Origin of the sequence: Pseudomonas sp. LFS044, assembly GCF_047978245.1 — a bacterium.
Lineage (GTDB): Bacteria > Pseudomonadota > Gammaproteobacteria > Pseudomonadales > Pseudomonadaceae > Aquipseudomonas.
The window spans coordinates 51,418-75,583 of the sequence record NZ_JBFPFX010000033.1; the positions used below are offsets into that span (position 1 = coordinate 51,418).

The 24,166-nt window shown below is 63.9% G+C and carries 25 protein-coding genes; 14 read left to right on the top strand and 11 right to left on the bottom strand.

The features are described 5' to 3' along the window. Positions 1–16: 16 nt before the first annotated feature. From rlmH to ACNQPL_RS23065, 4 genes are read right to left on the bottom strand one after another with little or no spacing between them, the layout of a single operon-like run. Positions 17–484, bottom strand: coding sequence for a 23S rRNA (pseudouridine(1915)-N(3))-methyltransferase RlmH (gene rlmH, locus ACNQPL_RS23050; protein WP_008090421.1), 468 nt, complete (start codon positions 482–484; stop codon positions 17–19). A gap of 9 nt (positions 485–493) precedes the next feature. Further along, a complete protein-coding gene (gene rsfS / locus ACNQPL_RS23055) occupies positions 494–925 on the bottom strand; it encodes a ribosome silencing factor (RefSeq protein ID WP_346614618.1) in 432 nt (143 codons plus the stop codon). 45 nt (positions 926–970) lie between these two features. Beyond that, positions 971–1,630 (bottom strand): nicotinate-nucleotide adenylyltransferase, encoded by a 660-nt coding sequence (gene nadD, locus ACNQPL_RS23060; RefSeq protein ID WP_346614619.1) that lies wholly within the window; start codon positions 1,628–1,630, stop codon positions 971–973. A 1-nt stretch (position 1,631) separates the two neighbouring features. Further along, positions 1,632–2,903: a glutamate-5-semialdehyde dehydrogenase gene (locus tag ACNQPL_RS23065; protein WP_416467995.1), complete on the bottom strand. Its 1,272-nt coding sequence runs from the start codon at positions 2,901–2,903 to the stop codon at positions 1,632–1,634. 204 nt (positions 2,904–3,107) lie between these two features. Here ACNQPL_RS23065 and ACNQPL_RS23070 point away from each other — a divergent pair, with 204 nt between their 5' ends. Both ACNQPL_RS23070 and ACNQPL_RS23075 read left to right on the top strand, forming a co-directional pair. Next, on the top strand, positions 3,108–3,800 hold the full coding sequence (locus ACNQPL_RS23070; RefSeq protein ID WP_346614621.1) for a DNA-3-methyladenine glycosylase: 693 nt from the start codon (positions 3,108–3,110) through the stop codon (positions 3,798–3,800). Between the two features lie 3 nt (positions 3,801–3,803). After that, a complete protein-coding gene (locus tag ACNQPL_RS23075) occupies positions 3,804–5,120 on the top strand; it encodes a bifunctional DedA family/phosphatase PAP2 family protein (RefSeq protein ID WP_416467996.1) in 1,317 nt (438 codons plus the stop codon). Positions 5,121–5,256: 136 nt separating this feature from the next. Here ACNQPL_RS23075 and ACNQPL_RS23080 read toward each other — a convergent pair whose 3' ends face one another. The 3 genes from ACNQPL_RS23080 to ACNQPL_RS23090 are packed head-to-tail and all read right to left on the bottom strand — an operon-like array spanning position 5,257 to position 6,932. After that, positions 5,257–5,847: an LON peptidase substrate-binding domain-containing protein gene (locus ACNQPL_RS23080; RefSeq protein WP_416467997.1), complete on the bottom strand. Its 591-nt coding sequence runs from the start codon at positions 5,845–5,847 to the stop codon at positions 5,257–5,259. A gap of 9 nt (positions 5,848–5,856) precedes the next feature. Then, positions 5,857–6,573, bottom strand: a complete 717-nt coding sequence (locus ACNQPL_RS23085; protein ID WP_416467998.1) for an LrgB family protein — start codon at positions 6,571–6,573, stop codon at positions 5,857–5,859. Then, positions 6,570–6,932, bottom strand: coding sequence for a CidA/LrgA family protein (locus ACNQPL_RS23090; RefSeq protein ID WP_346614625.1), 363 nt, complete (start codon positions 6,930–6,932; stop codon positions 6,570–6,572). Before ACNQPL_RS23090 ends, ACNQPL_RS23085 begins: the two co-directional genes overlap by 4 nt. A 145-nt stretch (positions 6,933–7,077) precedes the next feature. On the opposite strand from ACNQPL_RS23090, the gene ACNQPL_RS23095 reads away from it, so the two are divergent. The 3 genes from ACNQPL_RS23095 (at position 7,078) to ACNQPL_RS23105 (ending at position 10,032) form a co-directional block, all read left to right on the top strand. Beyond that, the gene (locus ACNQPL_RS23095) at positions 7,078–7,533 is read left to right on the top strand and encodes a MaoC family dehydratase (RefSeq protein WP_416467999.1); all 456 of its coding nucleotides are present in this window, start codon (positions 7,078–7,080) and stop codon (positions 7,531–7,533) included. 93 nt (positions 7,534–7,626) lie between these two features. Next, positions 7,627–9,360, top strand: coding sequence for a C13 family peptidase (locus tag ACNQPL_RS23100; protein ID WP_416468000.1), 1,734 nt, complete (start codon positions 7,627–7,629; stop codon positions 9,358–9,360). Between the two features lie 27 nt (positions 9,361–9,387). Further along, a complete protein-coding gene (locus tag ACNQPL_RS23105) occupies positions 9,388–10,032 on the top strand; it encodes an oxidoreductase (protein WP_416468001.1) in 645 nt (214 codons plus the stop codon). Positions 10,033–10,040: 8 nt separating this feature from the next. Here ACNQPL_RS23105 and ACNQPL_RS23110 read toward each other — a convergent pair whose 3' ends face one another. The 4 genes from ACNQPL_RS23110 to ACNQPL_RS23125 all read right to left on the bottom strand — a co-directional run bounded on the left by ACNQPL_RS23110 (position 10,041) and on the right by ACNQPL_RS23125 (position 14,346). Then, on the bottom strand, positions 10,041–10,328 hold the full coding sequence (locus ACNQPL_RS23110) for a YceK/YidQ family lipoprotein (protein WP_416468002.1): 288 nt from the start codon (positions 10,326–10,328) through the stop codon (positions 10,041–10,043). Continuing rightward, positions 10,325–10,954 carry a flavin prenyltransferase UbiX gene (gene ubiX / locus ACNQPL_RS23115; RefSeq protein WP_346614630.1) on the bottom strand — a complete coding sequence of 210 codons (630 nt, stop codon included), beginning with the start codon at positions 10,952–10,954 and terminating at the stop codon, positions 10,325–10,327. The genes ACNQPL_RS23110 and ubiX overlap by 4 nt, the downstream gene beginning before the upstream one ends. Beyond that, positions 10,951–12,300, bottom strand: a complete 1,350-nt coding sequence (gene mpl / locus ACNQPL_RS23120) for a UDP-N-acetylmuramate:L-alanyl-gamma-D-glutamyl-meso-diaminopimelate ligase (protein WP_416468003.1) — start codon at positions 12,298–12,300, stop codon at positions 10,951–10,953. The genes ubiX and mpl overlap by 4 nt, the downstream gene beginning before the upstream one ends. 66 nt (positions 12,301–12,366) lie before the next feature. Continuing rightward, a complete protein-coding gene (locus ACNQPL_RS23125; protein ID WP_416468004.1) occupies positions 12,367–14,346 on the bottom strand; it encodes a sigma-54-dependent Fis family transcriptional regulator in 1,980 nt (659 codons plus the stop codon). A gap of 255 nt (positions 14,347–14,601) precedes the next feature. On the opposite strand from ACNQPL_RS23125, the gene ACNQPL_RS23130 reads away from it, so the two are divergent. The 9 genes from ACNQPL_RS23130 to ACNQPL_RS23170 all read left to right on the top strand — a co-directional run bounded on the left by ACNQPL_RS23130 (position 14,602) and on the right by ACNQPL_RS23170 (position 23,747). After that, on the top strand, positions 14,602–16,122 hold the full coding sequence (locus ACNQPL_RS23130) for an aldehyde dehydrogenase family protein (RefSeq protein ID WP_416468005.1): 1,521 nt from the start codon (positions 14,602–14,604) through the stop codon (positions 16,120–16,122). Between the two features lie 112 nt (positions 16,123–16,234). Further along, positions 16,235–17,683 (top strand): ethanolamine permease, encoded by a 1,449-nt coding sequence (eat, locus tag ACNQPL_RS23135; RefSeq protein ID WP_401082195.1) that lies wholly within the window; start codon positions 16,235–16,237, stop codon positions 17,681–17,683. A gap of 47 nt (positions 17,684–17,730) precedes the next feature. Next, positions 17,731–19,125 (top strand): ethanolamine ammonia-lyase subunit EutB, encoded by a 1,395-nt coding sequence (locus tag ACNQPL_RS23140; RefSeq protein ID WP_416468006.1) that lies wholly within the window; start codon positions 17,731–17,733, stop codon positions 19,123–19,125. A gap of 8 nt (positions 19,126–19,133) precedes the next feature. Beyond that, positions 19,134–19,952: an ethanolamine ammonia-lyase subunit EutC gene (gene eutC, locus ACNQPL_RS23145; protein WP_346614636.1), complete on the top strand. Its 819-nt coding sequence runs from the start codon at positions 19,134–19,136 to the stop codon at positions 19,950–19,952. A 110-nt stretch (positions 19,953–20,062) separates the two neighbouring features. Then, a complete protein-coding gene (locus ACNQPL_RS23150) occupies positions 20,063–20,521 on the top strand; it encodes a GNAT family N-acetyltransferase (protein ID WP_346614637.1) in 459 nt (152 codons plus the stop codon). Positions 20,522–20,710: 189 nt separating this feature from the next. Further along, a complete protein-coding gene (locus ACNQPL_RS23155) occupies positions 20,711–21,358 on the top strand; it encodes a DedA family protein (protein WP_346614638.1) in 648 nt (215 codons plus the stop codon). A gap of 8 nt (positions 21,359–21,366) precedes the next feature. Next, positions 21,367–22,182: a zinc-dependent peptidase gene (locus tag ACNQPL_RS23160; protein ID WP_416468007.1), complete on the top strand. Its 816-nt coding sequence runs from the start codon at positions 21,367–21,369 to the stop codon at positions 22,180–22,182. 92 nt (positions 22,183–22,274) lie between these two features. Beyond that, a complete protein-coding gene (gene ppa / locus ACNQPL_RS23165; RefSeq protein ID WP_016484715.1) occupies positions 22,275–22,802 on the top strand; it encodes an inorganic diphosphatase in 528 nt (175 codons plus the stop codon). Between the two features lie 243 nt (positions 22,803–23,045). Beyond that, on the top strand, positions 23,046–23,747 hold the full coding sequence (locus ACNQPL_RS23170; protein ID WP_416468008.1) for a LexA family transcriptional regulator: 702 nt from the start codon (positions 23,046–23,048) through the stop codon (positions 23,745–23,747). The last annotated feature ends 419 nt before the right edge of the window (positions 23,748–24,166 follow it).

The following is a 24,166-nucleotide window of genomic DNA, read 5'->3' on the forward strand; positions in this document are numbered from 1 at the left end:
CGGACTGCTTACAGGCTCATTTGTGGTAAGGGTGCCCGGACAATACAGTCCAGGCGCGATAGATCTGCTCGCCGATGAGTATCCTTACCAACGGGTGCGGCAAGGTAAGCGGCGACAGCGACCAGCGCTGCTCGGCGCGCGCGCAGACCTCAGGCGCCAGCCCTTCCGGGCCGCCCACCATCAAATTCACCGTGCGCGAGTCCAGGCGCCAGCGGTCCAGCTCGGTCGCCAGCTGCTCGGTACTCCAGGGCTTGCCATGGACCTCGAGGGTGACAATGCGTTCCCCAGGCTGAACTTTGCTCAGCATGGCCTCACCCTCCTGACGAATCAGGCGGGCGACGTCGGCATTCTTGCCACGGGTGTTCAGCGGGATTTCCACCAGCTCAAGCGACAGCTCCTGGGGCAGGCGCTTGGCATATTCATGCCAGCCTTCCTCGACCCACTTGGGCATGCGCGAGCCGACCGCGATCAGGCGCAGACGCACGACGCTTCCTTATTCCCGGTCTTTGAGCTTGTCGGTGAAGTAGTCGCTGGCGTTTTCCGGGCTGTGGTGCTTGGCATCGGCGGCACGGCTCTGCTCGGCACCCAGCCACAGGCGTTCCAGGTCGTAGAACTGGCGGGCAGCGGCGGTCATCATGTGCACGATGACGTCGTTCAGGTCCAGCAGCACCCAGTCGCTGTCGCCTTTGCCTTCTTCGCCCAGCGGCTGTGCGCCTTCTTTCTTCACCGCTTCACGAACCTTTTCCAGCATCGCGTTGATCTGGCGGTTGGAGGTACCGGTGGCAATGATCATGTAGTCGGTCAGGCTGTGCTTTTCGCGCACGTCGATGACCTGGATGTCCTGGGCCTTGACGTCTTCCAGAGCGCTGATGGTCAGCTTGACCAGTGCTTCGCCGCTGATGCCATTGGTTTTCTGCTTGCTCATATAAAACTCGTTCAACTCGTTGGATGAGGCGCCCACGGGGCGCCGTCAGTTAGGCACACGATACAGTTCGTGTGCCTCGATGTAGGCCAGTACGGCGTCCGGCACCAGGAACCTCACCGATCTGCCGCTGGCCAGCAGCTGTCGGATCTGTGTAGCCGACACCGCGAGCGGCGTCTGCCAGACGAACGAAATATTCCCCGCCGGGCCGGACATGGCGGTGGGATCGCTCTCGGAGCGCGCAGCCAGCAGGTTGCGCAGCTCGTCAGGGGGTTCTACGTCCGCATCCGGGCGTTGCAGCACCAGGATGTGACAGTGTTGCAGCAGTTCTTCCCATCGATGCCAGCCAGGCAGGCCACAGAAGGCGTCCCAGCCCAACAGCAAGTACAGCTGGTCGTTGGCGCCCAGTTCGGCGCGGATCGATTCCAGCGTGTCGATGGTATACGACGGTTTGTCTCGCTCCAGCTCGCGGGCATCCACGCTCAGGCGTTCGACGCCCTGCACCGCCTCGCGCACCATGGCCAGGCGATCCTGTGCCGACACCTGCGGAGTGTCGCGGTGCGGCGGGCGGGCATTGGGCAACAGGCGCAGCTCGTCGAGCGCCATGTACTCGGCCACTTCCAGCGCGCTGCGCAGGTGGCCGATGTGCACGGGGTCGAACGTACCGCCAAGAATGCCGATGCGCCGGACTGCCTGGGCCTTGCTCAACTCAGCAGGACTCCTGGCCACGCAGCTGGCCGTCACCGATCACCACGTACTTCTCGCAGGTCAGGCCTTCGAGGCCAACCGGGCCGCGGGCGTGCAGCTTGTCGGTGGAAATGCCGATTTCCGCACCCAAGCCGTATTCGAAGCCATCGGCAAAGCAGGTGGGGGTATTGAGCATCACCGATGCCGAGTCGACCTCGGCCATGAACTGACGGGCCTGGCCCTGGTGTTCGGTGATGATCGAATCGGTATGGTGCGAGCCATAGTGGTTGATGTGCTCGATGGCCTGGTCCAGGCCGTCGACCACACGAATCGACAGGATGGCGTCGAGGTACTCGGTGTGCCAGTCGTCTTCACTGGCGGGCTTGGCATCGACCAATGCACGGGTACGCTCGCAACCACGCAGTTCCACGCCCTTTTCCTGGAAGCGCCGGGCCATTTCCGGCAGGAAGCCTTCGGCCACGCGCTGGTCGACCAGCAGGGTTTCCATGGCGCCGCAAATACCATAGCGGTAGGTCTTGGCGTTGAAAGCAACGCGCCAGGCCTTGTCCAGGTCGGCGTGTTCGGCAACGTAGACATGGCAGATGCCGTCCAGGTGCTTGATCACCGGCACGCGGGCATCGCGGCTGATGCGCTCGATCAGGCCACGGCCACCGCGCGGGACGATGACATCGACGAACTCGGGCATGCTGATCAGCGCGCCTACTGCCTCACGGTCGGTGGTCTCGACCACTTGCACCACCGCTGCCGGCAGGCCGGCCTCGGCCAGGCCGCGCTGAATGCAGGTGGCGATGGCACGGTTGGAGTGGATGGCCTCGGAGCCGCCACGCAGGATGGTGGCGTTGCCCGACTTCAGGCACAGGCTGGCGGCATCGATGGTCACGTTCGGGCGCGACTCGTAGATGATCCCGATCACCCCCAGTGGCACGCGCATCTTGCCGACCTGGATGCCCGACGGGCGATAGCTCATGTCGCGGATGGCGCCGACCGGGTCTGGCAGGCTGGCCACCTGGCGCAGGCCGGTGATCATGCCGTCGATGCGCGCCGGGGTCAGAGCCAGACGGTCGAGCAGCGCTGGCTCCAGGCCATTGGCACGGCCGGCGGCCAAATCCAGTTCGTTGGCTGCGGTAAGCTCGGCACGCGCAGCGTCCAAGGCATTGGCGGCGGCCTGCAGGGCGCGGTTTTTCTGCGCGGTGCTGGCACGCGCGATCACCCGGGAGGCCTGGCGAGCGGCGCGACCCAAACGGGTCATATAGTCAAGAACGGACTCAGTCATGGGTTCGGTGTCTTGGCGAAGGGGAAATCGGCTGATTATAACTGTCGCGCAGGTATACGCCCAGCGGCGGCTGGCGGATGGTAGAAAATGGCCGACGAGAATCTGTAGGAAAGATGTAACGGCACTTATCGAAGTGTCTTGGTTCAGCCTCGATTAAGCCATTCGTTGCTATCATCCGCGCCTTCACCACGACGAATCGCCAGCATGCCAGATACCACCCCCTGCCCTGCCCGCGCTCTGCCCGACAGTTTCTTCGACCGTGACGCCCAGACCCTGGCCAGGGCCCTGCTGGGCAAGGTCATCCGCCATCGCCATGGCGACCTGTGGCTGGCCGCGCGGATCATCGAGACCGAGGCCTATTACCTCAGCGACAAGGGCAGCCACGCGTCGTTGGGCTACACGGAGAAACGCAAGGCGCTGTTCCTCGATGGCGGGCACATCTACATGTACTACGCCCGGGGTGGCGATTCGCTGAACTTCAGCGCCCACGGCCCTGGCAACGCCGTGCTGATCAAATCCGCCTTCCCGTGGGTGGACGCCATCTCCGATGCCAACAGCCTGGCGCAGATGCAGCTGAACAACCCTGACGCCAGCGGCAACCTGCGCCCTGCCGAGCGCCTGTGCGCCGGCCAGACCCTGTTGTGCCGGGCGCTGGGCCTGAAGGTGCCGCAGTGGGATGCCCAGCGCTTCGACCCTGAACGCCTGTACGTCGAAGATTGCGCTATCGACGTGCCACGGATCATCCAGGCTACGCGCCTGGGCATCCCGCATGGCCGCGACGAGCACCTGCCGTACCGTTTCGTCGACGCCGAATACGCCCGCTTTTGTACGCGGAACCCGCTACGCCGGGGCCAAGTCGAAGGGCAAGACTTTTTCATTCTCGAACAAGGAAGCTGAAACATGGGCCAATGGCTCGACAGCCTGACCGGCTGGCTCAGCGCCAACCCGCAGTGGCTTGGTGTGGCGATTTTCCTGGTGGCCTGTATCGAGTGCCTGGCCATTGCCGGCATCATCGTGCCGGGCACGGTGTTGCTGTTCGCCGTGGCGGTGCTGGCCGGCAGCGGTACCTTTTCACTCGGCGAAACCTTGCTGCTGGGGTTCCTTGGTGGCCTGCTCGGCGATGCCCTGTCGTACACGATAGGCAAGTACTTCCACCAGAACATCCGGCGCTTGCCGCTGCTGCGCCACCACCCGGAATGGATTGGCAGCGCTGAAACCTACTTCCAGCGTTACGGCATCGCCAGCCTGCTGGTGGGCCGCTTCATCGGCCCACTGCGGCCGATGCTGCCCATGGTCGCGGGCATGTTCGACATGCCCCTGCCGCGCTTCATCGCGGTCAGCCTGCTGGCCGGTGCGGGCTGGTCGGTCGCTTACCTGTTGCCCGGTTGGGCCACTGGCGCGGCCATGCGCCTGCCTTTGCCAGAAGGGTTCTGGCTGGACGCAGGCATCATCGCCGGCACCCTTGCGGTGCTGATCGGCTTGAGCCTGAACAGCAGCGTCCGTGACCAGCGCCATGGCACGCGGCTGATCGCCGGGCTGAGCTTCCTGGCGTTGGCAGGGGTGTTTCTGGGCTGGCCGTTTCTGCACGAGTTCGACCAGGGCGTGATGACTCTGGTGCAGGAGCATCGCAGCCAGGCCATCGACGGTACCGTGGTGCTGGTGACCCGCCTGGGTGATTTCCGTACCCAGTTCTTCCTCGGTGGGTTGCTCACCGGCCTGCTGCTGCTGGCCCGTCAGTGGCGCCATGCGCTGTTCGCCGGGGGTGCGCTGATGGGCACGGCGATCGCCAACGGTTCGCTGAAATGGCTGTTTGCGCGAGCACGGCCGGAGGTGCTGACCGACCCGTTGACCAGCTACAGCATGCCCAGCGGGCACAGTTCGGCGTCATTTGCGTTCTTTCTGGTGATGGCGGTGCTGGCTGGGCGCGGGCAACCGCCGCGCATGCGCCTGACGTGGATATTGCTGGGGTGCATTCCAGCACTGGCCATTGCCCTGTCGCGGGTTTACCTGGGGGCGCACTGGCCGACCGACATTCTGGCGGGCGCCTTGCTGGCCTGCTGCGTGTGCGCAGTGAGCCTGACGCTGGTGCAGCACCGCCAGCCGCTCAATGCACTGCCGCTGCGGGTGTGGTGGCTGGTGGTGCCGGCGTGTGTAGCGCTACTGGCGTTCTTTGCCATGCATGCGCTGCCGCATGCGCTGGAGCGTTACCAGTATTGATGGCGCCTGTATCGGCCTCTTCGCGGGGCAAGCCCGCTCCCACACCAGTGGACTGCCCCCAGGAAGTTGGACACCAATCCAACCGGTGGGAGCGGGCTTGCCCCGCGAAGAGGCCGGTACAAGCAGCACATATCAATCAGGCAAACAATTCGCCTTGAATCCGCTCCAGCAGCTTCTGGATCTCGGCCAGCCGCTCCGACGGCGAGTCGAGCGCCAGCAGGTCCAGCTTGTCCTCCTCCATGAAGGGCAGCAGATAGGCCAACTGGTTGGCCAGCGCCTGGCGCCCATCGACCTCCCGGGGCATGTCGAGCGCCTCGACCATCGGGTGCTCGCCTAGCGCCACCAGCAAAGCCAGCAGGTCGTCATCCTGTTCGGTCAGGGGGCTATCTGCCTGCTCCGGCAGCCAGTGCACTTCGCCCAGCAGCAGCTGATCCTTCTGCACCTCGGTCCGATTCAATTCGAAGCGCCGCACACCCTCCACACGGATGCCCAGCAGGCCATTGTCCTGCTGGACGAAATCACGAATCAGCGCCTCGCAGCCGATTGACGCCACCACAGGCGGCGCCTTGCCGACCTGCTCGCCTTCGACAATGCACACCACGCCAAAGCCGGTGCCTTGCTTCATGCAGCGGCTGATCATGTCCAGGTAGCGCGCCTCGAAGATCTGCAAATCCAGCAGGCACCCGGGAAACAGCACTGTATTGAGGGGAAACAGCGGTAGCGTCATCACAACTCCTCAAGCCACCAGGCTGACCGCCAACGGCAGGAACACCGCCGTGGCCACCCCCATCAGGCTCATCGCCAGCGCGGCAAACGCGCCGCACTCGTCACTTTCCTGCAGGGCCACCGAGGTGCCCACGGCATGGGCCGTCACACCTAACGACATACCGCGCGCCTCGGGGCTGTGTACACCAAAGCGGCTTAACAGCGCCGGGCCAAATATGGCCCCGATCACCCCGGTTATCAGCACGAACACCGCCGCCAGGGCCGCAACACCACCAATCTGCTCGGCCACCAACATGGCGATCGGCGAAGTGACCGACTTGGGTGCCATGGTCATCAGGATCATGTGTTCGGCACCGAACCACCAGCCCAGCACCAGGCAGCAGACCGTGGCGAACAGGCCCCCGATTACCAGCGTAGTAAATGTCGGCCAGAACAGCTGACGGATGCGCCGCAGGTTGAGGTAGAGCGGCACGGCCAAGGCCACCGTGGCGGGGCCGAGGAGGATGTTCATGATCTCGGTACTTTTGCGGTACTCGCGGTAATCGATGCCGCAGGCCAGCAACACCCCGATCACCAGTACCATCGACACCAGTACCGGCTGAAGGAAAATCCAGCGCGTCTTCTCATAGGCTGCCAGCACAATCTGGTAGGCACCCAGCGTGATGCCGATGCCGAAGAGTGGATGGTGAACAACCGCATCGAGGGCGCCTTGCCAATCGAGGTTCATGGCTGCTCCTCGCGCTTGCCCTGGCGGTGCATCAGCCTCTGCATCAGCACACCGACGAACACCAAGGTCAGCAGGCAGGAGATCAGCAGCGCCCCGGCAATGGCCCAAAAGTCTGCCGCGATGTCCTTGGCATACACCATCACCCCCACCGCAGGCGGTACCAGCAGCAGCGGCAGGTAGCGCAACAAGCTGCTGGCCGCCTCGTTCAGCGGCTTGCCGACCTCACCGCGAGCCATGAGGTAGATCAACAGCAGTAACAGGCCAATGATCGGGCCAGGCAGAATCGGTACGATCAGATGGTTGATCGCCGTACCCAGCAGCTGAAACAGCACCAGCCAGGTCAAACCACGCAACAGCATAAGGATCTCCTTCGAGCATGCCGGCCATTATAAGCATGCTGCCGGCTATAAGCGGCTATTCGCCTGGGTGCTGGCAACTTGACTCTCACTGTTCACCGTGCTGATCTTGCACCTTCGTACCAAATGACAACCTTGGAGAGTCGCGATGCCCTATGTACCGGTTACCGAGCTTGCGCAGTACGTTGGAAAGGAACTGGGACGTTCCGACTGGCTGAAGATCGACCAGCAACGCATCAACCTGTTCGCCGAGGCCACCGGCGATTTCCAGTTCATCCATGTCGACCCGGAAAAGGCCGCCAAAACGCCCTTTGGCAGCACCATTGCCCATGGTTTTCTGACCTTGTCGCTGATCCCGAAGCTGATGGAAGACATTCTGGTGCTGCCTGAAGGCCTGAAGATGGTGGTCAACTACGGGCTGGACAGCGTGCGCTTCATTCAGCCGGTCAAAGTCGACAGCAACGTGCGGCTGAAGGTGGACCTGGGCGAAGTGACCGAGAAGAAGCCCGGGCAGTGGTTGCTGAAGGCCACCGTGACCCTGGAGATCGAGGGCGAAGCGAAACCTGCCTACATCGCCGAGCCGCTTTCACTCTGCTTCGTCTGAGCGTTCCCGGGGCCGCCACGCGGCCCCTACCATGGCTGTCTCATCGGCCCCATTCTGCGGCATACTCGGCAGACCTTTTGCCCGGATTCCGCCATGCGTCCTCTGCTGCCAATCGCCCTGACCTTGATGCTCGCCGCCTGTGGTGATGGCGAAGCGCTGTCGCCACCGGACGCGCGCCTGCCCGATGGCGGGCGTTATCGGGGCCAGGTGGTGGACGGCCTGTTGCAGGGCGAGGGGCGCATCGATTACCCCAACGGCAGCTGGTATGCCGGCGGTTTCAAGGACGGCCAGTGGCACGGCCCGGGCGAGTGGCACGGCAGCAACGGCGAGGTCTATCGCGGCCAGTTCGCCGCTGGCCTGTTCCAGGGCCTGGGCGACCTGACCACCCCAGGCAGCCATTATGCCGGCACCTTCAGCCACGGCCGCCGCGACGGCGAAGGTACGCTCAAGCAGGCCGACCAGACCTACCGCGGCCAGTTCAAGGACGACCAGTACGAGGGCGCGGGCGAGCTCGAACTGGCCGACGGCAGCCGCTACCAAGGCCTGTTCGCCAAGGGCAAGCCCAATGGGGCCGGCGTGCGCAGCGATGCCAGCGGCAACCAGTTCAGCGGCCGCTTCGTCGACGGCCTGCTGCAGGGCAGTGGCACCTACGACAGCGTCGACGGTGAGCAGTACATCGGCGAATTCAAGGACAACCGCCTGGAAGGCCGGGGCCGCTACGAGAACGCCGACGGTGATGTGTGGATCGGTGAATTCAAGGACGGTTCGCTGCTCGGCGAAGGCGAACTGCTTGGCAGCGACGGCAGCCACTACAAGGGCAGCTTCGTTGACTGGCGCCTGTCCGGCCACGGCAGCCTGCAATTGCCCGACGGCAGCAAGTACGTGGGCGGCTTCGACAACGATGCCTACCAAGGCCAGGGCAAACTGACCCTGGCCAGTGGCAAGGTCGAAAGCGGCTTCTGGGTCAACGGCGTGCGCGTGCGCGACCACAAGGGCACGTTGCTCCCCGACCCGCTGGACCTGGCCCTGCTCAACCAGGGCAGGCTGCTGGAAGAGGCGCTGGCCCGCGTGCCGCACTCTGCGCCGCCCATCCAGCTGTACAGCCTGGTGGTCGCCGGTGATGGCCAGCAAAGCGTATTTCTGCGCGAAGCCGACTACGTCAGCAACTTGCTCAAGGTACGCTTCGGCGCCCGTGGCCAGGTTACCCTGGTCAACCACCGCGACCAGATGGCCAGCCGGCCCATGGCCACCCGCGAAAACCTCACCCGCGCCGCCCGCACCCTGGCCGAACGTAGCGGCCCGGAAGACCTGGTGTTCATCTACCTGACCAGCCATGGCAGCCAGGACCACCAACTGGTGTTCGACCAGCCGCGCCTGCAGCTGGCAGACCTGTCTGCCGATGAACTGGCCAGTGCCCTGGCGCCGCTTAAAGATCGCGACAAAGTGATTGTCATCTCCGCCTGCTATTCCGGGGGTTACATCGCCCCGCTGAAAGATGAGCGGACCGTCATCATGACGGCAGCTCGCGCGGACCGGGTGTCTTTCGGCTGCTCGGAAGAGGCCGACTTCACCTACTTCGGCGACGCCCTGTTCGCCGAGGCATTGAACCAGACCGATGACCTGAAACAAGCGTTTGAACTGGCGCGTACCAGTGTTGCCGAACGGGAAGGAAGGGAAGGTTTCGAAGCCTCCGAGCCACAACTGTGGGCACCGCCCGCCGTACTGGCACATTGGCAGCGCCTGCGCCAGCAGCAGGCCGAGGAAGCCTTGCGTAATGCCGCACAGGCGACCGCTGGGGAACAGGAAAAAACCCCCGCCAGCCACTAAGCTTGTGTGTAACACAGGAGAGACATCATGTACTTGACGCCTCAGCATGTCCTGCTTGCCGGAGCGACTGGCCTGACGGGTGAACACCTGCTGGACCGCCTGCTCAACGAGCCCACCATCAGCCGCGTGCTGGCGCCGACCCGTCGGCCGCTGGCCGAACACCCGCACCTGGAAAACCCGGTCGGCGACCCTGCGGTGTTTCTGCCGCAACTGGCCGGGCGTGTCGACATTGCCTACTGCTGCCTGGGCACAACCCTGAAGCAGGCCGGCTCCGAACAGGCGTTTCGCGCGGTCGACCTGGACATGGTCGTGGCCTTCAGCAAGCGCGCGCGGGAGATGGGTGCGCGCCACCTGCTGGTGGTCAGCGCCATCGGCGCAGACCCCAAGTCGACGATTTTCTACAACCGGGTGAAGGGCGAAATGGAGGAAGCGCTGAAAGCGCAAGACTGGCCTCAGCTCACCATCGTTCGGCCGTCACTGCTGATAGGTGAGCGCACTGAGCCGCGCCTGGGTGAGCGGCTGGCTTCGCCCTTTGCGCGGTTGATGCCGGGCAAGTACCGGGGCATCGAGGCCTGCACCTTGGCACGGGCGCTGTGGCGCCTGGCGCTGGAGGAGGAAGACGGGATTCGGGTGATCGAGTCGGATGAACTGCGCAGGCTGGGCAAGAAATAGCGCCAGCCCTACAGCCCGCCAGTCGCCTGAAAACCAACCCCTGCCGCTGTCAGCAATGACAGCGGCAGGAACAGGGTATCCAGCAGCATGCTCCCCGGCAGGTCCAGCCGCGGATACGTTGGCGCTTCAGCGCCGAAACGGTCCTTCGGGCAACAGCCGCCATTGATCACATACAAGTCCAGGCGCGTGCCGGCGTACACCACCGGCGCGCCCGGCTTGTTGGCATCCAGCGTGCGCACCGTGGCACAGCCGCTGACTGCCAGCACAGCCAGCAGGCCAATCAGGCTACGCCTCAATCATCCGCCCCAAGATGATGCTCACCCCAGCGCGGCAACATGTCCTGCGGGATGTTCAGCAAGTTGAGAATGCGCGCCACGACGAAGTCGACCAGGTCATCGATGGTTTGCGGCTGGTGGTAGAAGCCAGGTGCTGCAGGCAGGATCACCGCGCCCATCTGCGACAGCTTTAGCATGTTCTCCAGGTGGATGGTCGACAGTGGCGCCTCACGCGGGACCAGGATCAGCTGGCGGCGCTCCTTCAGCGTCACATCGGCCGCACGCTCGATCAGGTTGTTGCAGGCACCGGTGGCAATGGCCGACAAGGTACCGGTGGAACAGGGCACCACGACCATTGCCGCCGGGGCGCCGGAGCCCGAGGCCACCGGCGACATCCAGTCCTCTTTGCCGTACACGCGGATCTGCCCGCTGGCAGCGCCGGTGTATTCGGTCAGAAACGCCTGCATCGCCTGGGGCTTGGCCGGCAGCACGACGTCGGTCTCGGTCGACATCACCAGTTGCGCTGCCTTGGAGATGAGGAAATGCACCTCGCGGTCTTCGCGCACCAGGCAATCGAGCAAACGCAGGCCGTATTGCGCGCCGGAGGCCCCGGTCATGGCCAGGGTGATGCGGTCGGGCCCGTTCACTTCAGGGCCTCGGCCAGCTTGCCGTGCAGGCCGCCGAAGCCGCCGTTGCTCATGATCACCACGTGGGTGCCCGGCCGCGCCTGGCCTTTGACCCGCTCGATGATCGCTTCGAGGCTGTCGGCGACCACGCTCGGCACCTTGCACTGCGACGCGGTGGCTGCCAGGTCCCAGCCCAGGTTGGCCGGTGCGTACCAGATCACCTGGTCAGCGTCGTTGACGCTTTCCGGCAGGCCATCACGGTGCGCGCCCAGCTTCATGGAGTTGGAACGCGGCTCGATGATGGCAATCACCGGTGCCTCGCCCACCCGCTTGCGCAGGCCGTCGAGGGTGGTGGCGATAGCGGTCGGGTGGTGAGCGAAGTCGTCGTAGATAGTCACGCCCTGCACTTCGGCGACCTTCTCCATGCGTCGCTTGACGCTCTTGAAGGCGCTGAGGCCTTCGATGGCCATGGCGGGTACCACACCTACATGGCGTGCGGCGGCCAAAGTGGCCAAGGCGTTGGCAACGTTGTGCTGACCGGTCAGCGCCCAGTCCACCACGCCTTGCGCTTCACCCTCGAACAGCACTTCGAAACGCGATCCGTCAGCGCTGAGCAAGCGCGCCTGCCATTGGCCTCCCTCACCTGTGGTCTGCACAGGCGTCCAGCAACCCATGCCGATCACGCGCTCCAGCGCCAGCTCGGTGGTCGGGTGAATGACCAGGCCCTCGCTCGGGATGGTACGCACCAAGTGATGGAACTGCCGCTCGATGGACGCCAGATCAGGGAAAATATCCGCATGATCGAACTCAAGGTTGTTGAGGATCGCGGTGCGGGGGTGGTAGTGCACGAACTTCGAACGCTTGTCGAAGAACGCGCTGTCGTATTCATCGGCCTCGACCACGAAGAACGGCGTACCGCCCAGGCGCGCCGACACCGAAAAGTTCTGCGGCACGCCGCCGATGAGGAAGCCCGGGCTCATGCCGGCATGCTCCAGCACCCAGGCCAGCATGCTGCTGGTGGTGGTCTTGCCATGGGTGCCGGCGACAGCCAGGACCCAACGGCCCTGCAGCACATGGTCAGCCAGCCACTGAGGGCCAGACACATAAGGCAGGCCTTTGTTCAGCACATACTCCACCGCCGGGTTGCCCCGTGACATGGCGTTGCCGATGACCACCAGGTCGGGTGCCGGGTCCAGCTGGGCCGGGTCGTAGCCCTGGGTCAGCTCGATGCCCTGGGCTTCGAGCTGGGTGCTCATGGGCGGGTAGACGTTGGCGTCCGAGCCGGTGACGCGGTGGCCGAGCTCTTTGGCCAGCACCGCCAGCGAGCCCATGAAAGTGCCGCAAATACCGAGAATATGAATATGCATGGAAGACCTCGCAAAACGTCGAGGCAGGGTAGCCCAAGGCTCGGGAAATCGCACCCGCTGTTTCGCTCAGACGCCCCTGGCGATGCCGTGTTTGCGCAGTTTTCGATACAAGGTATTGCGGCTGATACCCAAATGCTCGGCGACACGGGTCATGTGCCAGCGGTTTGCCTCCAGTACGCACAGCAGTGCCTGGCATTCCGCGTGGTCCAGGCAACCATTGTGGGAGCGGGCTTGCCCCGCGAAAGGGCCAGCAATATCAAGTTTGTTGCCTGAACCAACGCATTCGCGGGGCAAGTCCGCTCCAACAGAGGCCCCGGCTGCCCTGACCACTGCGGGTAGATCGGCAAGACCGATATAGCTGTTGTCACACAACGCCACCAATGTTCGCAGCACGTTACGCATCTGCCGCACGTTGCCCGGCCAGGCAAAATCCAGCAACGCCTGGCGTGCACTCGGTTCGATCTCGATAACCTGGCCCTGCGCCTCCTGGCGCAGCAGGAAGTCCAGCAACTGTGACTTGTCACTGCGCTCACGTACCGCAGGCAATGCGACCTCCAACCCATTGAGCCGGTAATACAGGTCTTCGCGGAAGGTCCCCTGCTGCACACGCTCGAGCAAATCCCGGTGCGTGGCACTTACGATGCGCACATCCACCGCCTGTGGCCCACCGCCGATCGGCACCACCTGGCGCTCTTCCAGCACCCGCAACAGGCGGGTCTGCAACGCAAGCGGCATGTCACCGATCTCATCCAGCAGCAGGGTGCCGCCATCGGCCTGCAGCAGCTTGCCGCGCATGCCTTCCTTGCGCGCGCCGGTAAAGCTGCCGCCGCGGTAACCGAACAGCTCGCTCTCGATCAGGCTTTCAGGGATTGACGCACAGTTGACCGCCACGAACGGTTTGCCGCAACGCTGGCTGGCCTGGTGCACAGCCTGGGCGAACGCCTCTTTGCCGCAGCCGGTCTCGCCGCTGAGCAGCAGCGGCACATCCCGCTCGAACACCCGCACGGCGCGGTGGAAGCCGCTTTGCAGCGCAGGGTCCAGCAGACAGACACTCGGCATCGCCTGCGCTCGCGCCTGAGGCTGAGGCAAGCCAGCCGGCACAGCCCACACCGGCGCCCTCGCCTGGCCCCGCAGGCTGGCGAATACCTGGCGGCCATCACGGGTGTACAACGGCCAGGCCGCGCTGCCGTTGGGCATGGCGCGGCTGAACAGCTCGTCATGGTTGCAGGCGAAAAACATCTCCAGCGGCTTGCCCAGCACGCCGCCACGGATGGTGCCCAGCAGGTTCAGGGCGCTCTGGTTGGCGGCGCAAATCCGGCCATCGCCGTCGAACGCCAGTAACCCCTCGCTGAACAAGCCGACCGACTCGGCCTGCAGATGGAAGCGCAGCAGCCATTGCTGCTCGAAGTGGCGCAGGAAATAGCAGCTCTCGATCATCTTCGCCGAGAGGTTGACCAGTGCCATGGTGTGGAACTGGCTCTGGCGCGACACATCCGGCCGCGCCGACGAGACATCGAGCACCGCCAGCAGCTCGCCATGAGGGTCGAATACCGGGCTGGCCGAGCAGGTCAAACCGGTATGGCGACCGCGAAAGTGCTCATTCTGGTGGATGGTCAGGGCCTGGCGCTCGACCAGGCAGGTGCCGATGCCGTTGGTGCCCTCTCGGGCCTCACTCCAGTCCGCACCCAGCCATAGGCCGGCGCGCTCGAAGATACGGCGCTCGCTGGGGGCGGTCACGCAATTGAGGATCACCCCGCGGGCGTCGGTCAACAGCACCGCATGGCCAGCACCGGAAAGCTGCTGGTGCAGGCTGGTCATCTCGGTATCGGCGATTTTCAACACCTGGCGCAGGCGTTCACGGCTCTCCAGCAGGCGGCCATGCTCCAGCACCACCGGTGCGGCAATCACCGACGGGTCGAGGTGGTAATCCTCCAGGCAACGCAGCCAGGAGCGGGCGATGGAAGGGTCGCTGCCGGCCCCGCCGGCTTGGCCATGGGCGACGGTGTGCACCTGCTGGGCATGGCGGCTGAGGTGGTTGCTCTGCATTAGTTGTTGTTCTCCGCAGATAGAGCGTCCTTCCAGCATCCTCCACCCGCCCAGGCTTTGCAATGCACCGCCCTGCAGCGTGTCGCAAACGGTACAAAGTGTCACCTGGGCCGTGCCAGCGGCGACACAACGCACCTTTGCGAAACCTTTTGCGGCAACCCAAACCATTGATTCAGAAGTCCCCACCCCGCTGGCCCGACCTTTGCACTAGGCTTTTGAACTCCTCAACAAACACAATTAACCAGGAGACACACCATGCGTTATGCACATCCCGGTACCGAAGGCGCGAAGGTTTCCTTCAAGAGCCGCTACGGCAACTTCATCGGTGGTGAGTTCGTAGCTCCGGTCAAGGGGCAGTATTTTGAAAACACCTCCCCGGTGAATGGCAAACTGATCGCAGAATTCCCCCGTTCCACTGCCGAAGACATCGACAAGGCGCTGGACGCTGCCCACGCCGCCGCCGACGCCTGGGGCCGCACGTCGGTGCAGGACCGCTCCAATGTCCTGCTGAAGATCGCCGACCGTATCGAGCAGAACCTCGAAGTCCTGGCCATCACCGAAACCTGGGACAACGGCAAGCCCGTCCGCGAAACCCTGAACGCCGACATCCCGCTGGCGGTCGACCATTTCCGTTACTTCGCCGGTTGCATCCGTGCGCAGGAAGGCGGCGCCGCAGAAATCAACGAAAACACCGTCGCCTATCACATCCATGAGCCATTGGGCGTGGTCGGGCAGATCATCCCGTGGAACTTCCCGATCCTGATGGCCGCCTGGAAGCTCGCCCCGGCCCTGGCCGCCGGCAACTGCGTGGTGCTCAAGCCGGCCGAACAGACCCCGCTGGGCATCACCGTGCTGGTCGAGCTGATCGGCGACCTGCTGCCACCCGGCGTACTCAACGTAGTGCAAGGCTATGGCCGCGAGGCCGGTGAAGCGCTGGCCACCAGCAAGCGCATCGCCAAGATCGCCTTCACCGGCTCCACCCCGGTCGGCTCGCACATCATGAAATGCGCGGCCGAAAACATCATCCCGTCCACCGTCGAGCTGGGCGGCAAGTCGCCGAACGTCTACTTCGAAGACATCATGCAGGCCGAGCCGAGCTTCATCGACAAAGCCGCCGAAGGCATGGTGCTGGCGTTCTTCAACCAAGGTGAAGTGTGCACGTGCCCGTCGCGGGCGCTGGTACAGGAGTCGATCTACCCGCAGTTCATGGAAGTGGTGATGAAGAAGGTGCTGCAGATCAAGCGCGGCGACCCGCTCGACACCGACACCATGGTCGGCGCCCAGGCCTCGCAGCAGCAGTTCGAAAAAATCCTCTCGTACCTGCAGATTGCCCAGGATGAAGGCGCCGAGCTGCTGACCGGCGGCAAGGTCGAGAAACTGGAGGGCGCGCTGGCCACCGGGTATTACATCCAGCCGACCCTGCTCAAGGGCAACAACAAGATGCGTGTGTTCCAGGAAGAAATCTTCGGCCCGGTGGTCAGCGTCACCACCTTCAAGGACGAAGCAGAAGCCCTGGCCATCGCCAACGACACCGAGTTCGGCCTCGGCGCCGGTGTGTGGACCCGCGACATCAACCGCGCCTACCGCATGGGCCGCGGCATCAAGGCCGGCCGCGTGTGGACCAACTGCTACCACCTGTACCCGGCGCATGCCGCGTTCGGTGGCTACAAGAAGTCCGGCGTTGGCCGTGAAACCCACAAGATGATGCTCGACCATTACCAGCAGACCAAGAACCTGCTGGTGAGCTACGACATCAGCCCACTGGGCTTCTTCTAAGCCCCTCAGCAGAGCGGTTGGCGTGCACCAACCGCTCTGGCTCGCTTCCTGCAGTACCCATCACCATCGGCCGGAACCGTTCCGGCCACCAAGAAAAACAACAGGTGAATCTATGCCAAGCGATCAATCCGCCGGCACGCCGGCAGGTGCATCCGTCGACTTCGAAAAAGTCGGCTCGGACTACTTCCAGCAACGTGAACTTAAAAAGGGCGCAGCCGGCTGGGTGCTGCTGGTGGGCCTGGGCGTGGCCTACGTGATTTCCGGCGACTACGCCGGCTGGAACTTCGGCCTGGCCCAGGGCGGCTGGGGCGGCATGTTCCTCGCCACCTTGCTGATGGCGACCATGTACCTGTGCATGTGCTTCTCGCTGGCCGAGCTGTCCTCGATGATCCCTACCGCCGGCGGCGGCTACGGCTTCGCACGCAGTGCATTCGGGCCTTGGGGCGGGTTCTTGACCGGCACGGCCATCCTCATCGAGTACGCCATTGCCCCGGCGGCCATCGCCGTGTTCATCGGCGCCTACTGCCAGTCACTGTTCGGGATTGGCGGCTGGATGATTTACCTGGCGTTCTACATCGTCTTCATCGGCATCCATATCTTTGGGGTGGGTGAAGCCTTGAAGCTGATGTTCATCATCACCGCCATCGCCGCCATCGCCCTGGCGGTATTCCTGGTGAGCATGGTGCCCCATTTTGATGCAGCGAACCTGTTCGACATCGCCCAGACCGACGCGGTCGGTGCCAGCAGCTTCCTGCCATTCGGCTATGTTGGCGTGTGGGCGGCCATCCCCTACGCGATCTGGTTCTTCCTGGCCGTCGAAGGCGTGCCGTTGGCCGCCGAAGAAACCAAAAACCCGAAACGCGACCTGCCCCGCGGCCTTATCGGCGCGATGCTGGTGCTGCTGGCGTTTGCCTTGCTGATTCTGGTGGTCGGCCCCGGCGGCGCCGGTTCCGAAGCCCTTAAAGCGTCGGGCAATCCGCTGGTCGAGGCGCTGTCCAAGGCGTATGGCGGTTCCACCTGGATGGGCGGGTTCGTAAACCTGGTCGGCCTGGCTGGCCTGATTGCCAGTTTCTTCTCGATCATCTATGCCTATTCACGGCAGATTTTCGCGCTCTCCCGTGCTGGCTACCTGCCGCGCAAACTTTCCGAAACCAACAAGAGCAAGGCCCCGGTACTGGCGCTGATTATCCCCGGCATCATTGGCTTTGCCCTGTCGCTGACCGGCCAAGGCGACTTGCTGATCCTGGTGGCGGTATTCGGTGCCACGCTGTCGTACGTACTGATGATGGCCGCGCATATCACCCTGCGCATCCGCCGGCCAAAAATGGAGCGCCCGTATCGCACCCCTGGCGGCATCTTCACCTCGGGCCTGGCCCTGGTGCTGGCCTGCATCGCGGTGGTTGCCGGCTTTTTGGTCGACCCTCGGGTGGTGATTGGCGCCGCAGTGATCTATGCAGTATTGATCGCCTACTTTGCGTTTTACAGCCGCCACCACCTGGTCGCGGGTACACCGGAAGAGGAATTCGCCGCGATCCAGAAGGCCGAAGAGGCCTTGCACTGACGCCGACACTCGCCGCGGGCCCGCCCGCGGCGCTCTGGAGATTCTGTATGGCAAGTTTCGTACACACGGTTGGCCACCTGGTCTACCGCTTCGACAGCCTCAAAGAAGTCATGGCCAAGGCCAGCCCGGCACGTTCGGGCGATTACCTGGCTGGCGTGGCAGCCAGCAACGACGGCGAGCGGGTGGCCGCGCAAATGGCCCTGGCCAATATCCCGCTCAGCCACTTTCTCACTGAAGCGCTGATCCCTTACGAAGAGGATGAAGTCACCCGCCTGATCATCGACACCCACGACGCCCAGGCCTTCGCCCCGGTCAGCCACCTGACCGTGGGTGGGCTGCGTGACTGGTTGCTCGGCGACGAAGCCAACGAGGACAGCCTGCGCGCCCTGGCGCCGGGCCTGACCCCGGAGATGGCCGCCGCCGTGTCGAAAATCATGCGCGTGCAAGACCTGGTGCTGGTGGCGCAGAAAATCCGTGTGGTCACCCGTTTTCGCGGCACCATGGGCCTGCGCGGTCGGCTGTCGACCCGCCTGCAGCCCAACCACCCCACCGATGAGCCGGCCGGCATCGCCGCCAGCATCCTTGACGGCCTGCTGTACGGCAATGGCGACGCCATGATCGGCATCAACCCGGCCACCGACAGCATCGCCTCGATCTGCGCCATGCTGGAGATGCTCGATGCCATTATCCAGCGCTACGACATCCCCACCCAAGCCTGTGTGCTGACCCACGTCACCACCTCGATCGAAGCGATCAACCGTGGCGTGCCGCTGGACCTGGTGTTCCAGTCGATTGCCGGCACCGAAGCGGCCAACGCAGGCTTCGGCATCAACCTCAACGTGCTGCAGGAGGGCTACGAGGCCGGCTTGTCGCTCAAGCGCGGAACCCTCGGGCAAAACCTGATGTATTTCGAGACCGGCCAGGGCAGTGCGCTGTCGGCCAACGCCCACCACGGCGTCGACCAACAGACCTGCGAAACCCGCGCCTACGCCGTGGCCCGCCATTTCAAACCGTTCCTGGTCAACACCGTGGTCGGCTTCATCGGGCCCGAGTACCTGTACAACGGCAAGCAGATCATCCGCGCCGGCCTCGAAGACCACTTCTGCGGCAAGCTGCTCGGCGTGCCGATGGGCTGCGACATCTGCTACACCAACCACGCCGAGGCCGACCAGGACGACATGGACACCCTGCTGACCCTGCTGGGCGTGGCCGGCATCAACTTCATCATGGGCATCCCGGGTTCCGACGACATCATGCTCAACTACCAGACCACCTCGTTCCACGACGCGCTGTACGCGCGCCAGACCCTGGGCCTCAAGCCTGGGCCGGAGTTCGAGGCCTGGTTGCAGCGCACCGGCATCTTCACCCAGGCCGATGGCCGCGTGCGCTTCGGCGACAACCTGCCGCCGGCGTTTCGCCAGGCGCTGGCACAGCTGGCATAGAGGTGACCATGGACCATCGCACCCCCACCCCCGAAAACCCCTGGCTGGCCCTGCGCAACCTGACCCCGGCGCGCATCGCCCTGGGCCGCACCGGCATCAGCCTGCCGACCGCCGCCCAACTGGACTTCCAGTTCGCCCACGCCCAGGCGCGGGACGCCGTGCACCTGGCCTTCGACCACCAGGCCCTGGCCGAGCAACTCAAGGGCCGCGGCCGTGACAGCCTGGTACTGCACAGCGCCGCCAGCGACCGCCACCAGTACCTGCAACGGCCCGACCTGGGCCGGCGCCTGAACGACGACTCGGTCGAGCAGCTGCGCCAGCATGCCCAGGCCAACCCGAGCGGGTTCGATCTGGCCATCGTGGTCGCCGATGGCCTCTCTGCCCTGGCCGTGCACCGCCACACCTTGCCGTTTCTGGCCCGCTTCGAGGAACAGGCAGCAGCCGATGGCTGGACCTGCGCACCGGTGGTGCTGGTGGAGCAAGGCCGAGTGGCGGTCGCTGACGAAGTCGGCCAGTTGCTCGGTGCGCGCATGACCGTGATGCTGATCGGGGAGCGGCCCGGCCTTAGCTCCCCCGACAGCCTTGGCCTGTATTTCACCTACGCGCCGAAGGTCGGCCTGACCGACGCCTACCGCAATTGCATCTCCAACGTGCGCCTGGAGGGCTTGAGCTACGGCATGGCCGCACATCGCCTGCTTTACCTGATGCGCGAGGCCTGCCGCAGGCAGTTGTCGGGCGTGAGTCTGAAGGATGAGGCGGAGGTCCATACGCTCGACAGTGAAAACACCCCCACACAAAAAGGAAACTTCCTACTCGGCGAAGGGTAATAAAACATGTCACGGAAGGCGGATTGCGCTTCTGGCCCGCATTGGGGCAGCATGCGCTTGAAAGCTGCTGGCATTCCGCTGTTTCCCCAAATGGACTCTGAGGGCCGCACATGCGCATCATCAAGGCAACCCTGGAACACCTCGACCTGCTCACCCCGCTGTTCGTCAGATACCGCGAGTTCTACGGCCAACTGCCCTATCCGGACAGCTCGCGCAAATTCCTCGAAACCCGCCTCAAGCGTGACGAATCGGTCATCTACCTGGCCTTGCCGGATGACGACGACGCCAAGCTGCTGGGCTTCTGCCAGCTGTACCCGAGCTTCTCGTCGCTGTCGCTCAAGCGCGTCTGGATTCTCAACGATATCTACGTCGCCGAAGACTCGCGGCGCATGCTGGTAGCCGACCACCTGATGCGTGAGGCCAGGAAAATGGCCAAGGACACCCAGGCCGTGCGTATGCGGGTATCGACCAGTGCGAATAACGAGGCGGCGCGCAAGACGTATGAGTCGATTGGGTTTCGCAAGGACACTGAGTTCGAGAGCTACATCCTGCCAATTACGTTGGACTGAACCTACTGGCCTCATCGCGGGCTTGCCCGCGATGAGGCAGCTGCAGCCCGCCCAGTAACCCCCCGCTACAATCTCCCCGGGCATGTTTCCTACATAGCCGTATAATGCCCCCTCCTGACATGTGTGAAAATTTACCCTCCCGCAGGTCCGCGCGCCCGTAGCTGCGGGTCAAGAACACAGGTGCTGTACATGGATTTCAACCCGCTGGACCTCATCCTGCATCTCGATGCCTACCTTGATCTGCTGGTCACCAACTACGGCCCCTGGATCTACGCCATCCTGTTCACCGTGATCTTCTGCGAGACCGGCCTTGTGGTCATGCCGTTCCTGCCGGGCGATTCGCTGCTGTTCATCGCCGGTGCCGTGGCCGCCGGTGGCGGCATGGACCCAGTACTGTTGGCTGGCCTGCTGATGGCTGCGGCAATCATGGGCGACAGCACCAACTACGTGATCGGGCGAACGGCGGGCGAACGGCTGTTCAACAACCCCAACTCGAAAATCTTCCGCCGCGATTACCTGCAGCGCACCCACGAGTTCTACGAACGCCATGGCGGCAAGACCGTGACCCTGGCGCGCTTTCTGCCCATCCTGCGGACCTTCGCACCGTTCGTCGCCGGCATCGCCCACATGCATTACCCGCGCTTCCTGGGCTTCAGCGTCGCCGGGTCTCTGTTGTGGGTCGGCGGCCTGGTGACCCTCGGCTACTTCTTCGGCAACGTGCCATTCATCAAGCAGCACCTGTCGCTGATGGTGGTCGGCATCATCTTCCTGTCGCTGGTGCCGATGGTCCTGGGCCTGCTGCGTGGCCGCCTTGGCCGCACAGCCAAGGCGCACTGACAGCAGGCATGTGGTCGTTCAGCGCCTGGCGGCGCAAACGCACCCTGGCGCGCTACCCGGTCGACCCGCAGCAATGGCAGGCGGTGCGCGAACGCCTGCCGATGCTTGACGGCATCAGTGATGACGAAGACCGCTGGCTACGCGAAGCCTGCATCCTGTTCCTGCTCGACAAGCACTTGACCACCCTGCCTGGGGTGGAGCTGGGCGATGAGCAGCGCCTGTTCCTCGCCGCACAAGCCCAACTGCCGCTGCTGCACCTGGGCGAGCTGAACTGGTACCAGGGCTTCCACGAGATCATCCTCTACCCCGACGATTTCAAGAGCCCCCAGCGCCATCGCGACGCCAGTGGTGTGGAGCATGTGTGGGACGCCGAGCACAGCGGCGAGGCCTGGCAGCAAGGCCCGGTAATCATGGCCTGGGCCGGGGTGCTGGCCAGCGGCGGCTGGGAAGCCTACAACCTGGTGATCCACGAGCTGGCGCACAAGCTCGACATGCTCAACGGCGATGCCAACGGCCTGCCACCGCTGCACAGCGGCATGCAGGTGCAAGCCTGGGCCACGGCCATGCAGCAAGCCTATGACGACCTCAACCGCCAGCTGGACGCCGCCCCGGACGCCGAAACCCTCATCGACCCGTACGCGGCCGAAAACCCGGCGGAATTTTTCGCCGTCAGCAGCGAATACTTCTTCAGCGCCCCCGACCTGCTGCTGCAGGCTTATCCACAGGTGTACCAGCAGCTCGCGCTGTTCTACCGCCAGGACCCGCTGGCGCGCCTGACACGCTTGCAGGCCGAGCACCCGGACTACCGCGAAAGCCACGCCTGATGCGCCCGCGCATCAGGTGGGGCGTGGCATGCACGGGCGGAATGTGCCTATAATCGCCGCCACTTTTTGACCAAACACGGGGGCACTGCCCAATGAGCTACAGCAAGATTCCGGCTGGCAAAGACCTGCCGAACGACATCTACGTCGCCATCGAGATCCCGGCCAACCACGCGCCGATCAAGTACGAAATCGACAAGGACAGCGACACCCTGTTCGTCGATCGCTTCATGGCTACCCCGATGTTCTACCCAGCCAACTACGGCTTCATCCCCAACACCCTGGCCGACGACGGTGATCCGCTGGACGTGCTGGTCGTTACCCCATACCCGGTTGCCCCAGGTTCGGTCATCCGCGCCCGTCCGGTCGGCGTCCTGAACATGACCGACGACGGCGGCGGCGACGCCAAGGTCATCGCTGTTCCGCACGACAAGCTGTCGCAGCTGTACGTTGACGTGAAGGAATACACCGACCTGCCCGCCCTGCTGATTCAGCAGATCGAGCACTTCTTCGCGAACTACAAAGATCTCGAGAAGGGCAAGTGGGTCAAGATCGAAGGCTGGGACGGCGCCGACGCCGCCCGCGCCGCGATCACCAAATCGGTCGCTGCCTACAAGGGCTGATACCGATTGCAGAAAGCCCCGCCTCGGCTGTTCACTCAAGACTGCCGGGGCCGCTCTGCGGCCCCGGCATTCTCAAGTGAAAAGGATTACCGCCGAGCTGGGGCTTTTTTGTGGGCGCTCGGCGGGCAGTAAAAAATCCTACGCATTCCTAATCCAGCGCCCTACAGCCAGGGACTTTTCGTACACGTTGCGTCAACACCCGGTTCATATCGCTGCTCGCACACCGCCGCTACACTCGGCCGCATGAACACATCCGGTGACCGCCTCAAAGCCCTCCTCCACGAGTGTGGCCTGACCCCTTCCGATTTCGCCGCCCAGCGCCGTGTCACACCCCAGCACGTCAACAACTGGTTCAAGCGCGGCATCCCCCTGGCTCGCCTCGACGAGCTGGCCGACCTGTTCTGCGTGCACCGTCGCTGGTTGCGCAGCGGCGAAGGCCCCAAGCACCCCAGTTCGATCCTGCGCAGTTGCGCGGTTCAACCAACCCGGGATGCCTTGCCAACCGCGCTGTTGACCCCGGCGACCCAACTGCTGCATGTCCCCTTCTACGAAGTGCAGGATGGCCAACTCGCTGCCCTCGACAACCATTGCCTGCGGCTGCCGGCCCAGGCACTGAAGGCACTGGGCGTCGCGCCCGCCAACGCCGCGTGCCTGGCCATGCCAGCCGGCAACATGGCGCCATGGGTCCCCCGCGACGCCATCCTTGTCATCGATGTCAGCCTGACGCAAGTGATCGACGGTGAAACCTATGCCCTGCTGCACAATGGCGCGGTCAGGGTGAACAGCCTCAGCCTCGGGCATAACGGCACGTTGTGCCTGCACAGCCACGACCGCCACAACTACACCGTGGAACGCTACACCCCCGCCCAACGCCAGGCCCAGCAACTGCAGGTCCTCGGCTGGGTATTCCACTGGTCGCATTTCCGCCAGCAACGCCCAGACTGAAACACCCTGTGCCATTTTTTGCTGGGCATCCTGCACCGGCCCTTGTATGCTACGCGGCACATTCAGCCCCTACCGGCGCAAGCCGCGTAGCAGAGGGCTCGGCGACACCCCATACGGGCGTTGGCCATCTCTATCAGGTCCTTGCGACCACACAGTTAAGGCGGTTGCGACTTACCATAAATTAGTCGGAAGCGTCCCCGAGAAGCCGGCCACAAGCCGGCTTTTTAATGCCCGCTTTTCGGCAGTACACAATGGGTCAGCGGCATGCTGCCCGCTATTGTCAGTGCCCCATGCCCAGCTCCGCATCAGCCATCAGTGCCTTGGCCATGGCGCTGAGTTTATCTGCAGCCCGAGGTGGCCTCATCGCCGGCAAGCCGGCTCCTACAATGTGCGCAGCGCTGCTGAACCCTGTGGGAGCC

What these genes read in the sequence shown, in the direction of transcription:
- rsfS (WP_346614618.1), bottom strand. Translation starts at nt 925, where the DNA reads ATGAGCAAGCAGAAAACCAATGGCATCAGCGGCGAAGCACTGGTCAAG.
- ACNQPL_RS23065 (WP_416467995.1), bottom strand. Translation starts at nt 2,903, where the DNA reads ATGACTGAGTCCGTTCTTGACTATATGACCCGTTTGGGTCGCGCCGCT.
- ACNQPL_RS23070 (WP_346614621.1), top strand. Translation starts at nt 3,108, where the DNA reads ATGCCAGATACCACCCCCTGCCCTGCCCGCGCTCTGCCCGACAGTTTC.
- ACNQPL_RS23075 (WP_416467996.1), top strand. Translation starts at nt 3,804, where the DNA reads ATGGGCCAATGGCTCGACAGCCTGACCGGCTGGCTCAGCGCCAACCCG.
- ACNQPL_RS23080 (WP_416467997.1), bottom strand. Translation starts at nt 5,847, where the DNA reads ATGACGCTACCGCTGTTTCCCCTCAATACAGTGCTGTTTCCCGGGTGC.
- ACNQPL_RS23085 (WP_416467998.1), bottom strand. Translation starts at nt 6,573, where the DNA reads ATGAACCTCGATTGGCAAGGCGCCCTCGATGCGGTTGTTCACCATCCA.
- ACNQPL_RS23090 (WP_346614625.1), bottom strand. Translation starts at nt 6,932, where the DNA reads ATGCTGTTGCGTGGTTTGACCTGGCTGGTGCTGTTTCAGCTGCTGGGT.
- ACNQPL_RS23095 (WP_416467999.1), top strand. Translation starts at nt 7,078, where the DNA reads ATGCCCTATGTACCGGTTACCGAGCTTGCGCAGTACGTTGGAAAGGAA.
- ACNQPL_RS23100 (WP_416468000.1), top strand. Translation starts at nt 7,627, where the DNA reads ATGCGTCCTCTGCTGCCAATCGCCCTGACCTTGATGCTCGCCGCCTGT.
- ACNQPL_RS23105 (WP_416468001.1), top strand. Translation starts at nt 9,388, where the DNA reads ATGTACTTGACGCCTCAGCATGTCCTGCTTGCCGGAGCGACTGGCCTG.
- mpl (WP_416468003.1), bottom strand. Translation starts at nt 12,300, where the DNA reads ATGCATATTCATATTCTCGGTATTTGCGGCACTTTCATGGGCTCGCTG.
- ACNQPL_RS23125 (WP_416468004.1), bottom strand. Translation starts at nt 14,346, where the DNA reads ATGCAGAGCAACCACCTCAGCCGCCATGCCCAGCAGGTGCACACCGTC.
- ACNQPL_RS23130 (WP_416468005.1), top strand. Translation starts at nt 14,602, where the DNA reads ATGCGTTATGCACATCCCGGTACCGAAGGCGCGAAGGTTTCCTTCAAG.
- eat (WP_401082195.1), top strand. Translation starts at nt 16,235, where the DNA reads ATGCCAAGCGATCAATCCGCCGGCACGCCGGCAGGTGCATCCGTCGAC.
- ACNQPL_RS23140 (WP_416468006.1), top strand. Translation starts at nt 17,731, where the DNA reads ATGGCAAGTTTCGTACACACGGTTGGCCACCTGGTCTACCGCTTCGAC.
- eutC (WP_346614636.1), top strand. Translation starts at nt 19,134, where the DNA reads ATGGACCATCGCACCCCCACCCCCGAAAACCCCTGGCTGGCCCTGCGC.
- ACNQPL_RS23150 (WP_346614637.1), top strand. Translation starts at nt 20,063, where the DNA reads ATGCGCATCATCAAGGCAACCCTGGAACACCTCGACCTGCTCACCCCG.
- ACNQPL_RS23155 (WP_346614638.1), top strand. Translation starts at nt 20,711, where the DNA reads ATGGATTTCAACCCGCTGGACCTCATCCTGCATCTCGATGCCTACCTT.
- ACNQPL_RS23160 (WP_416468007.1), top strand. Translation starts at nt 21,367, where the DNA reads ATGTGGTCGTTCAGCGCCTGGCGGCGCAAACGCACCCTGGCGCGCTAC.
- ppa (WP_016484715.1), top strand. Translation starts at nt 22,275, where the DNA reads ATGAGCTACAGCAAGATTCCGGCTGGCAAAGACCTGCCGAACGACATC.
- ACNQPL_RS23170 (WP_416468008.1), top strand. Translation starts at nt 23,046, where the DNA reads ATGAACACATCCGGTGACCGCCTCAAAGCCCTCCTCCACGAGTGTGGC.